Source organism: Roseibium denhamense (genome assembly GCF_009711415.1).
Taxonomy (GTDB): Bacteria; Pseudomonadota; Alphaproteobacteria; order Rhizobiales; family Stappiaceae; genus Roseibium; species Roseibium denhamense.
On the sequence record NZ_SMLZ01000114.1, the window covers coordinates 128,241 to 138,995 of the forward strand.

Annotated in this window: 7 protein-coding genes; 2 read left to right on the top strand and 5 right to left on the bottom strand. The window is 56.8% G+C overall.

The features are described from left to right. Window positions 1–23: 23 nt before the first annotated feature. The 4 genes from E1180_RS18160 to E1180_RS18175 form a co-directional block, all read right to left on the bottom strand. Window positions 24–1,184 (bottom strand): DUF1513 domain-containing protein, encoded by a 1,161-nt coding sequence (locus tag E1180_RS18160; protein WP_155193355.1) that lies wholly within the window; start codon window positions 1,182–1,184, stop codon window positions 24–26. Beyond that, window positions 1,165–2,238 carry an imelysin family protein gene (locus E1180_RS18165; RefSeq protein WP_155193358.1) on the bottom strand — a complete coding sequence of 358 codons (1,074 nt, stop codon included), beginning with the start codon at window positions 2,236–2,238 and terminating at the stop codon, window positions 1,165–1,167. Before E1180_RS18165 ends, E1180_RS18160 begins: the two co-directional genes overlap by 20 nt. Next, the gene (locus E1180_RS18170; protein ID WP_155193361.1) at window positions 2,238–3,767 is read right to left on the bottom strand and encodes a di-heme oxidoreductase family protein; all 1,530 of its coding nucleotides are present in this window, start codon (window positions 3,765–3,767) and stop codon (window positions 2,238–2,240) included. Before E1180_RS18170 ends, E1180_RS18165 begins: the two co-directional genes overlap by 1 nt. An 86-nt stretch (window positions 3,768–3,853) precedes the next feature. Further along, on the bottom strand, window positions 3,854–5,113 hold the full coding sequence (locus tag E1180_RS18175) for an imelysin family protein (protein ID WP_155193363.1): 1,260 nt from the start codon (window positions 5,111–5,113) through the stop codon (window positions 3,854–3,856). A gap of 349 nt (window positions 5,114–5,462) precedes the next feature. Between E1180_RS18175 and E1180_RS18180 the strand changes: the two genes are divergently transcribed. After that, on the top strand, window positions 5,463–5,939 hold the full coding sequence (locus tag E1180_RS18180; RefSeq protein WP_155193366.1) for a tellurite resistance TerB family protein: 477 nt from the start codon (window positions 5,463–5,465) through the stop codon (window positions 5,937–5,939). An 87-nt stretch (window positions 5,940–6,026) separates the two neighbouring features. After that, window positions 6,027–6,782, top strand: a complete 756-nt coding sequence (locus E1180_RS18185) for a glutamine amidotransferase (RefSeq protein WP_155193368.1) — start codon at window positions 6,027–6,029, stop codon at window positions 6,780–6,782. Between the two features lie 58 nt (window positions 6,783–6,840). Here the strand turns inward: E1180_RS18185 and pyc are convergent, their stop codons facing one another. Next, window positions 6,841–10,281, bottom strand: coding sequence for a pyruvate carboxylase (gene pyc / locus E1180_RS18190; protein WP_155193370.1), 3,441 nt, complete (start codon window positions 10,279–10,281; stop codon window positions 6,841–6,843). Between the last annotated feature and the right edge of the window lie 474 nt (window positions 10,282–10,755).

Sequence of the window (10,755 nt, forward strand, 5' to 3'; positions counted from 1 at the left end):
ATTTTCAGGCCCAAAAACGACGATTAGCCGGTCAAGGCGCTCATGTGATTGTCCCAGGCGTAACCGGGAGAACGCGCGATGATGTCTGCCCGCGTGCCAGGATCATCGACAATTGACAGGCCGCCATTGCCATCTGAGATTAGGAAGCTGCCCTGATCGATCGGGGCAACACCGCAGCCATCGATAATCCGCTGGCTGCCCAGGAAAGCGCCCGCCTGCGCATCCCAGAAAAGCGTCTGCCCGCAACGCGGGGCCGATGTTGCGATAACGGACCCATCTTTGTTGGCGGCGACAGAGCCGATGTAATTTTGCAAAGTTGAAGCGATAACACCCGGCACTTCCAAGAGCTCCGGGGCGCCGTCCATGGTGAACTTGGCGACAAGCGGCGGCGTGTCATGCGCCGGCCCTTCATACTGGCCGCCGACCCAGACATGCCCGTCGCCATCCAACGCCATATGGCGCAAGGAGACCTGATGAAGCGCCGCATCCAGACGATGTTCGCTCAAGAGGTCGCCGGTTTCCGCATCCAGATAAACGATACTTGGCGCCATTGTCGCCAAATTGAGCTTCTCGCGTCCCTTGTCCGGATGCGTTTCAATCCCGCCATTGGCAATCACGAGCGTCTTGCCGTCCGGGGCCATAACCATCTCATGCGGCCCGACGCCATGACTGTCCAGTTCTCCAATCCTCCGCACACCGGCACCGGTCAGATCGTAAACACCGATCACACCGCGGGCTGCATGAAAGTCGTTCTCCACCGCATAAAGCAGCTGTCCGTCCGCTGAAAAACTTCCATGACCGAAAAAATGACGCCCCGGCGCAGCTGTGATCAACTCCGGGTCCTGTGGCGCAATAGCGCGGATGACGACAGCAAAGGTGCCGGGCCGTCGGGCAAATGCGACCAGGCAGCTTCTGTCCTCAGACACGGCAACACCATGCCCGCGGCCCGGCAAACCGATTTCAGCAAGGACCTGCCCGAACTCGTCAAGGAGACCGATGCCATAGTGGCCAGATGTCTTTTTGTAGGCGCTTGCGAACAGTTGCCCCTCACCCTCGAAGGTGGATTGCGTGAGATTTTCGGCAAGCGGCGTTCTGGCAAAGGCAGGGCTCAGCGCAAGCCCTCCCAGCGCGGCAAGAAAGCCGCGCCGGGAAACTGCGGTGAGCTTAGTCTCCGTCGAGCGCATTAAAGCCTCCGGTCAGACCCAGCGGCTCTGCCAGCCGCAAGCCCATGATATCCCGCATCGCCTTTGTTGAAATCGCCAGCAAGGTAATCTGCTGATACGCGTTCCCGCCACCCAAGGACTCGCGGATAGGACCATCAATCCGGTCAATGATCTTTTGAGCGTTCGAAAACTCGAAGGCGAGTGTGTCTAGCCCTCGGCTGAGGTCCGCTTCAGTGGCCGCATCAAGCTCCATGCTAAGAAGCGCTGCATGCAGGCCATCAAGCTCAGATCCGACAAAAATCAAACCGTTTTTCGAAAGCGAAAACGGCATGCGCTGCGGTTTGGCTTTGTCCGGTGAGGTTCCAAGGACCGGCAAAAGGTTCTGATCGCGAACGACCAGCAACCCGGTCGTCAGGGCATTGAATACGGTTTCGAACGCTTCCTGGGATGTGCGGAAAGGATGATCTCCCGGGCCAACCGTCACAAGCGTCCGCCGGTATCCGTCGGGAGCGGTCCACGCTCGCTCCAATTCGGCTCCGATGGCGGCAACATTTTCTGCAATTGCAAATGCATATTGGCAGGTAAAGTCTTTCAGCTCGCCGGGCTTCCCAAGTTTTACAGAACTGTCCCGGTCAAAGGCGAGAAGCTGCAGCGCGGTCAGACCTTGAACAGCCACACTCTTTTCACCAAGGGTTTGGGCCGAAAGCGCGGATTGATCTTTGGCTGCTAGGATCTTCCGGATCTGGCGAAGGCCGATACCGCGCGTATCGGGCAAGAAGGCAAGGCGGCTAAGACGGTCGTCTTCAACCAAGGGGCCAAAGCGCAGAAAATTTATTCTGGCAAAAGCCGAAACGGTCTCGCCGAAGGCCTTTTCGAATTCGTGCCGTGTTTCCTCGCCGGGCGTGTCACAAACAGCTTCAACGGCTCCGGACAGGCCGGATGCTCTCTGCGAAAAATCGGCCATTGAGGGTACGATGTATCCACTGGTCAACCGTTCCAGAGGCTTTTCAAACGACGCTGCCGCGAGCGGCTGGCCTAACAGAACAGCCAATAAGCTGGCGATAAAAATTCGCATTACAAAGCCTCCAGGAAACGAATGAGTGCCTGCCTGTCTTTCGGGCGCATGCCAACCACTTTGTCCCGGGAAAACTGCGCTTCACCGCCGTGCCACAGAACCGCTTCGAGCAAATTTCGCGCCCGGCCATCATGCAGGAAACGGGTGTGATTGTTGACCGTTTCGGTCAAGCCAATGCCCCACAGCGGCGGCGTGCGCCATTCGCGGCCCGACGCATCGCCCACCGGGCGGTTGTCCGCCAGGCCATCGCCCATGTCGTGCAGCAACAGATCCGTATAGGGCCAGATCAGCTGAAACTGATGCGCCTTTGTGTCCGCATCCCGGCGCGTGACAAATTTAGGCTGATGGCACTCGGTGCAGCCCACATCATAAAATAGCTCCTTGCCGCGCAAGACTTCCGGATCAGACACATCGCGGCGGGCCGGGACCGCAAGGTTCTCCGAATAGAATGTTACTAGGTCCATGACTGGGTCGGGCGCTTCCGACACACCAATATGGGCTTGTTCGCCATGCGGCAGAGCTCGGCATTCGGTTTGGCGTAGCGTACAATCTCCATAATTGTCGGGCTTGTCCGGAGAGCTGATGCCGATATCACCGGAGAAAGCACCAGCCGTTTGATCGCGGATATTCGGGTTGGACGCCTTCCAGCCAAACCGGCCGATGGTCAATGCACCCGTCCGGCCGTCCCGAACCCAGCTGACTTTGCCGGAGATACCATCCCCGTTCAGATCATCAGGATCCGCCAAAGCTTCTATGTCTCCAGGGTGAATGGCCTGCAGCAATCCGAGACCAATCATCGGTGGTGCGACCCGCGGCGAGATCAGCGTATCCGGGTGCATGCCGCCAAATCCGAGATCCCGGATCTTGTAGATGGGTTTTTGCAGGATCGCCGTCTCGCCGCCATTAAGCGGCACCACAATCTCTTCATGCCCAATATCGAAGCGCCCTTCGCCCGCAAGGCCTGGAACGGCAAAAGCCTGAAACTGACCGCCATAAGTCGGCTCGGGAATGCTGAGCAGCTCTTTGTTTTGCAGGGCTGACAGATCTTCATCGGTTTGGGGCGGAATGGAAAGGCGCAGGAAGAGCGACACCGCCTCATCGCCTTGGCGCGGCGGCCGTCCGCGGCCATCCTTGAGGTGGCAGCCTTGGCAGGAGCGCGCATTGTAAAGCGGGCCCAAACCATCGGACGCTTTGGTGGACGCGGGCGAAGAAGCCCAAAGTTTCTTGAAAAGGCCGTTGCCAACCTTGAACGTCTGCTCTTCTTCGAATGTCAGATTGGCATTGGAGTGAGAAAAAGCGTCACGGTTGATCCGCTTGCGGGACGTTCCGGCGCCGCCTTGCATCAGCTCGAAGGCTTCCGCTTTGGAAAAATCATCGGCAAGCTGGAGCACCTTTGAAACCTTGGCCCGGTCCTGCCCCGACAGATCGTCGCGATGGCTCAGGGTGTCATCGGCCAAGGCAGCGTGGCCAATGAGGCCCGCGAAAAAAACAGCAGCGCCCAAAATAGCGCATTGTGTTGGGACTGTCATAAGGGTCGCATCCTGATTTAAGCCCGGCAGAGCCCCAATTCCGGCGGGTAAAATGGCGGGCAGCACAGCCACCCGCCAAGAGGGTCTTACTCAAACACAGAGGACGGGTTGTCCAAGCTGTCGGAGCCTTCAAAAGCAATCTCATCAAGTTCGAGAATTTTCACGACACGCTCGATCGATGCGGTCTGGTCGACAAGAGCATCAACAGCCGCCTGAACAACTGCGTTGCCTTCGTCGTTGCCTTCGCCGATCATCTGATCGTAGGCTTCCCCGGCTTCAGCACGCGCTTTCATGGCTTCGAACGCGGCCAGCGTGGCATCCAGCTTGGCTTTCATTTCTTCTGCCAGGGCCGGGTTCTTGGCTTCGACCAATTCAGCCAGTGATGCACCTTTTATATCGTTGCCGAGCGTGCTCGCGTATTCGCCGAAATAAACGTTCCGGATCCCGACAACGTCGTTGTAGTGAGACATATGCGTGTTGTCTGAGAAGCAATCGTGCTCTTCTTCCGGATCGTGAAGCATCAGGCCCAGCTTCATGCGTTCACCGGCCAGCTCGCCGTAAGAAAGAGAGCCCATCCCGGTCAGGATCGTCGCCAGCCCCCCGGTCTCACCTTTTGCGGCAAGTTCCTTGCGTGCGTCACCGTCCGGAGCCCATGCCGCCGCCATGAATTCCAAGTCGGAGATCAGTAGGTCGGTCGCCGCCTTCAAGTACTGGGCCCGGCGATCGCAGTTGCCATTAGTGCAGTTGGCAGCGTCAAAATCCGTTGCCGGACGGTTCCCGGCCCCAGCTTTGCTCCCATTCAGATCCTGACCCCAAAGCAGGAACTCAATCGCATGGTAGCCAGTGGTCACATTGGCCTCGACTTCACCGGCTTCATGAAGGCTTTCCAGAAGCTCAGGATTGATCGTCGAAGCATCGATTGTTGTGCCGCCAACACTCAGCGACGGATTGGCAACAACATTGACAGCATAGAAATCATTCTCTTCGGAAAACTCGCCATAAGACGCATCGACATAGTCGATCAGGCCTTCGTCGAGCGGCCAGGCATTCACCTTACCTTCCCAGTCATCCACAACCGCATTGCCGAAACGGTAGACTTCGGTCTGCTGATAAGGGTTGCGTGCGGCAATCCACGCATCCCGGGCGGCCTTGAGGTTTTCCTCTGTCGGAGCGGAAAGAAGAGTATCGACCGCTGCCTGAAGGGTTTTGGCGGCTTTAAGTGAATCCGCATATTTTGCTTCAGCAATGTTGCTGTAGTTCGACAAAATATCCGCAGGCGTGGCTGCATATGCCGGCGCCGCGAAAGCGGCCGTTGCTGCCAGAAGTCCGATTTTCAAGGATTTCATAGGTCTGTCCCGTGTCCATGGCATTGCTGCCGGACGGTTCGTGGTCATCAATGCCAAAATTGAATTCGAGCAGCGGGAGATCGCTGACTGCCTGCTGGTGAAACATTTCCTGCATCTGAAAGTCAAGTTTTAAAATTCATAAATTACAATAGCTTAGAACGATTCTAATAAATATGAGCCTTGGATACAGCTTTTCCGATGGTTGGAAAAATTTTTTGACCGCTTCACAACGCTTTGATGCTAAACAAGGAATGGATCAAGTCAGGGAAGACTGGAAAACAGCAACTAAGTAGTACACCTTAGGGCGGTCAGATTGCTAATCGTGCAACCAGCAACGGGGACCAGATGAATGCTCAACGCATTGAAGAGTTTCGTCCGTGAAATCACCTTCGGCGATGATGGAAAAAAGACGTTTGAAGAGGATGACAAGCGGCTCGCGGCCGCTGCCCTGCTGTTTCACTTGATCGATATTGACGGAATTATCGAAGACAGCGAAAGCGAGAAGCTCCGCCAGATTCTTCAAAGCCGGTATGAATTGACCGACAAAGAAACTACGGAACTCATTGCCGCTGCCAAACAGAGGGACGAGGAAGCCGTTGACCTTTACGGTTTCACGTCTGTCTTGAAACGCACAACCGATGAGGCCGAACGCTTGGCCATAGTCGAAATGATGTGGGAAATTGTCTACGCGGACGGTCATGTCCATGAGTTCGAGGACAACACCATCTGGCGTGTTGCGGAGCTTTTGGGGGTCTCCACACGGGACCGGATGAATTTAAGGCACAAGGTCGCGCAAACAGCGCCGGAAGAAGGCGAAACAGACTGAGGTGGCGTGCCCGTCTGAGTTTGCACCGCCTCACTACTGAACATCGAAGGACTCGATTTCCTGCAATCTGTCCCTCATATTGGACCCATGATTACGCCATACGACCCGCGAAACGCCCGACCGAAAATTCTGATTGTCCTGCATCAGGAGCACTCCTCGCCCGGCCGCGTCGGTCAGGAACTCGTTAAGCGCGGCTTTGGTCTGGATATCCGTAAACCGCGTTTCGGCGACAGCCTACCGGAGTCTATGGACAGGCATGCCGGAGCTGTGATTTTCGGCGGCCCCATGAGTGCAAACGACCCGGACCCGTTCGTCCAAAAGGAAATCGACTGGATTGGGGTGCCCCTCAAGGAACAAAAACCGTTTCTGGGGATTTGCCTCGGGGCGCAGATGATGGTCAAGCAGCTTGGCGGCTCGGTCACCGGGCACAAGGATGAGCTTGTCGAGATTGGCTATTATCCGCTGCGGCCGACCGAGCGCGGCAAATGCATGATGGATTGGCCGCAGAAGGTCTATCAATGGCACCGGGAAGGGTTCGACCTGCCATCCGATGCAGAACTGCTGGCGACCAGCCCGACCTATCAAAACCAGGCCATCCGGGTCGGACCGAACGCATATGGTATCCAGTTCCACCCGGAACTGACCCATCAGATGATGGTCAAATGGACCACAAAAGGCGCGCCCCGCATGGCCCTGCCCGGAGCGCAGCAACGGCGCGACCACTTTGCCGGACGCTTCATTTACGATGCTGCCGTAAAGAAATGGCTTGACCGCTTTCTCGATTTATGGATCGGAACAGCGAACGCCCCGGCGCAGCACACAACGCTGAAAGCGGCGGAGTAATCAATTGGAGCGTGTTCCCGGTCCAAGCAAATACAGCAAGGACCGGGGTTTCATTTGCTTACGCTTCCAGAACGACGAGCAGATCCTTGGCATCGATCTGAGATCCCGGACGCACCAGAACCTCTTTGATCTTTCCGTCTTTTTCCGCGTGAAGGGCGGTTTCCATTTTCATGGCCTCGATGGAAACCAGCACGTCACCGGCCTTCACCTCCTGCCCGGCCGCAATCGCAACCGTTGAGATAACGCCCGGCATCGGCGCGCCCACATGGGCCGCGTTGCCGTCTTCCGCCTTGCGCATGGCGGCGGCACCGGTCGCCCCATGGGCCCGGTCCGGCACCTTCACGTTGCGCGGCTGGCCGTTAAGCTCGAAGAAGACCTTCTTCTCGCCTTTCACATCGGTTTCGCCAACGGCCTGGCAGCGCACCACAAGTGTCTTGCCGGGCTCGAGATCAACAAAGATTTCTCCACCTGCTTCCAAGCCATAAAAATACACCGGCGTCGGCAAGACCGAGGTCGGACCATATTGCTGCTGGGCCTTGTCGAAATCGGTGAACACCTTCGGGTACATCAAATAGGAGGCCAGCTCGGTATCACTGATCTCGTGTCCGGTCTTTTCGGCAGCCACAGCCCGCTCTGCTTCCAGGTCAGCATCTTTCAGAAGCGACCCCGGCCGGACGATGATGGGATCCGACCCTTTCAAGACTTTTTTTTGCAGCGCCTCGGGCCAGCCGCCCGGAGATTGCCCAAGGTCGCCATGAAGCATGCTGACAACACTGTCCGGGAACGCGACATCCTTCGCCGGATCTTCCACATCGGCAACGCTCAAGCCCTGGCTGACCATCATCAGCGCCATGTCGCCGACCACCTTTGAAGACGGCGTCACCTTCACGATATCACCAAACATCTGGTTGGCATCAGCGTAGGCCTGCGCGACCTCGTGCCACCGGGTCTCAAGTCCGAGCGACCGTGCCTGCTCCTTCAAGTTGGTGAACTGGCCACCGGGCATTTCATGAAGGTAGACCTCAGAGGCCCCGAAACGCAGATCGCTCTCAAATGCCCGGTACTGCGTCCGCACCGCTTCCCAGTAGAAGGAAATCTGACGGATCGTTTTTGCGTCCAGGCCGGTGTCCCGCTCCGAGCCACGCAGAGCTTCTACTATGGAGCCTAGGCACGGCTGGGACGTCAGGCCGGACAGCGCATCCATGGCCGCATCAACCGCATCGGCCCCCGCTTCCACCGCCGCAAGGATGGTTGCCGCGGCAATACCCGACGTGTCGTGCGTGTGGAAATGGATGGGAAGATCGACCTCCTGCTTCAATGTCTTGATCAGGACTTTCGCAGCTTCAGGCTTCAAAAGACCGGCCATGTCCTTGATGCCGAGGATATGGGCACCAGCGGCTTCCAGTTCCTTGGCCAGATTGACGTAATACTTCAGATCGTATTTCGGCCGGGCACTGTCCAGCATATCGCCGGTGTAGCAAAGCACGCCCTCGCACAGTTTTCCGGTTTCCTGAACGGCGTCCATGGAAACCCGCATGTTCTCGACCCAGTTCAGGCAGTCAAAGACGCGGAAGAGATCCACGCCGTTTTCCGCAGCCTGATGAACGAAGAACTTGACCACATTGTCCGGATAGTTGGTGTAGCCGACCCCGTTCGATCCCCGCAGCAACATTTGAAGCAGGATGTTTGGCGCTTTTTCCCTGATTTGATGCAAACGTTCCCAGGGGCTTTCGGTCAGAAAGCGCATGGACACGTCGAAGGTCGCACCGCCCCAGCATTCCAGGGAAAAAAGGCTCGGCAGCCCGGCTGCATAGGCATCAGCGATATTGACGATGTCGTGCGACCGCATGCGGGTCGCCAGCAAGGACTGATGGCCATCCCGCATGGTGGTGTCGGTGATAAGTGCCCGTTTTTCCGCCTTCATCCAGTCGGCAAAACCCTTGGCACCAAGCTGATCGAGCAGTTGTTTGGTGCCTGCCGGTTTTTCGTCGCCAAAATCCGGGATGACCGGCAACGCAGCATCCTTGGGAGGCCGGGCCCGGGTTTTGGTCTCCGGATGGCCGTTTACAGTCACATCGGCAATGTAGGTAAGCAGCTTCGTTGCCCGGTCCTGACGTTTTGTCTGCTCAAAAAGCGCAGGCGTCTCGTCAATAAATCGCGTCGTGTACTTGTTGGCCTTGAAGTCCGGATGGCTGATGATGTTTTCCAGGAAGACAAGATTAGTGGCAACGCCCCGGATCCGGAATTCACGGAGTGCCCGGTCCATCCGTTTGCGCGCGTCTTCGGACGTCGGCGCCCAAGCCGTTACTTTTTCAAGCAATGGGTCATAAAACCGCGTAATCACGGCACCGGAATAAGCCGTCCCGCCATCAAGGCGGATACCAAAGCCGGTCGCACCGCGATAGGCCGTGATGCGTCCATAATCCGGAATGAAGTTTTGCTCCGGATCTTCTGTCGTGATGCGGCATTGAAGGGCATGACCGTTGAGCCGGATGTTCTCTTGCGCTGGAACACCACTTTCCGGCGTTCCGATCTTGTTTACATCAGCAATGTGGATTTGCGCCTGGACGATGTCGATGCCGGTGACCTCTTCGGTCACCGTGTGCTCCACTTGCACCCGTGGATTGACTTCGATGAAGTAGATAGAGCCGGTGTCGGCGTCCATCAGAAACTCGACGGTGCCCGCGCCGCGATAGTTCACGGCCCGGCCGATTTTCAGACCGTATTCGCAAAGCTCTGCCCGCTTGGCGTCATCGAGATACGGTGCCGGAGCCCGTTCAACCACCTTTTGGTGACGGCGCTGGATAGAACAATCGCGCTCGAAAAGATGCACAACCGTTTCCCCGTCGCCCAGGATCTGAACCTCAACGTGACGGGCCCGCTGGACCAGCTTTTCCAGGTAGATTTCGTCCTTCCCGAAGGCTGCCTTGGCTTCCCGTTTGGCCGCCAGAACCTCCTTTTCCAGCGTGGCTTCGTCCGGAATGACGCGCATGCCCCGCCCGCCGCCGCCCCAGGAGGCCTTGAGCATGACCGGATACCCGATTTCAAGAGCTTGCCGTTTGATCTCCGCCATATCGTCAGGAAGCGGATCGGTTGCCGGCATCACCGGGACGCCAGCCTCAATGGCAAGATTACGAGCTGCCACCTTGTTGCCCAACCGGCGCATCGTCTCGGATTTCGGGCCGATAAAGGTAATGCCCGCCTGCTCACAGGCATCTACGAACTCAGGACTTTCCGACAACAGTCCATATCCTGGATGGATGGCATCGGCGCCAGAGGTCTTGGCAACGCGCAAAATCTCGTCGATGGAGAGATAGGCCTCAATCGGACCAAGACCCTTGCCGACCTGATAAGCTTCATCGGCCTTGAACCGGTGCAGTGCCAGTTTGTCCTGCTCCGCGAAGATCGCAACGGTTTTCAAGCCGAGTTCATTGGCGGCGCGGAACACGCGGATCGCGATTTCAGACCGGTTCGCAACGAGAATTTTTGTTATCGCCAAAGGCTCTCTCCCCTAACAATGCGCAAATCTTGCCCCTGAATTTGCAAGATTTCTACTTTGGGCGAAGGCAATTGAAAAGGGGCAGCATGCTTGTCCTTTTCCAATCTTGAAAAAGAATTGTTCCAATTCCGCAATAAGCCTCGGAAAAACAACATTGTTTTTTGCGCAGGCTTGACGCTTGGGGACGCTTATTTGTGTGCATCGCAGCAATTCCGGCTTTCCGATCGCGCAGTCAGAAGGGTGTTTTCGGCTTGCATCAAGTTGGGACACGATAGCGTTGAACGACTTTCAGTATGCCTTTTTGGCAGCCGCTCAGCCTAGCGCCTTGTGTCCGGGCAGCTGGATCAGCCACAAGACCTGGACAGAACAAATACTGAATCCTGACAAAACACCGATTCGTCCGGCGTTCGTTCCCGTTGTGTCTTTAGGTTAACAGCCTCAGCCTGATGGCAGACGGAACCGTTTACGGATTAT

Excerpts from the sequence above, each read along its gene's own strand:
- E1180_RS18160 (WP_155193355.1), bottom strand. The coding sequence starts at position 1,184 with ATGCGCTCGACGGAGACTAAGCTCACCGCAGTTTCCCGGCGCGGCTTT.
- E1180_RS18165 (WP_155193358.1), bottom strand. The coding sequence starts at position 2,238 with ATGCGAATTTTTATCGCCAGCTTATTGGCTGTTCTGTTAGGCCAGCCG.
- E1180_RS18170 (WP_155193361.1), bottom strand. The coding sequence starts at position 3,767 with ATGACAGTCCCAACACAATGCGCTATTTTGGGCGCTGCTGTTTTTTTC.
- E1180_RS18175 (WP_155193363.1), bottom strand. The coding sequence starts at position 5,113 with ATGAAATCCTTGAAAATCGGACTTCTGGCAGCAACGGCCGCTTTCGCG.
- E1180_RS18180 (WP_155193366.1), top strand. The coding sequence starts at position 5,463 with ATGCTCAACGCATTGAAGAGTTTCGTCCGTGAAATCACCTTCGGCGAT.
- E1180_RS18185 (WP_155193368.1), top strand. The coding sequence starts at position 6,027 with ATGATTACGCCATACGACCCGCGAAACGCCCGACCGAAAATTCTGATT.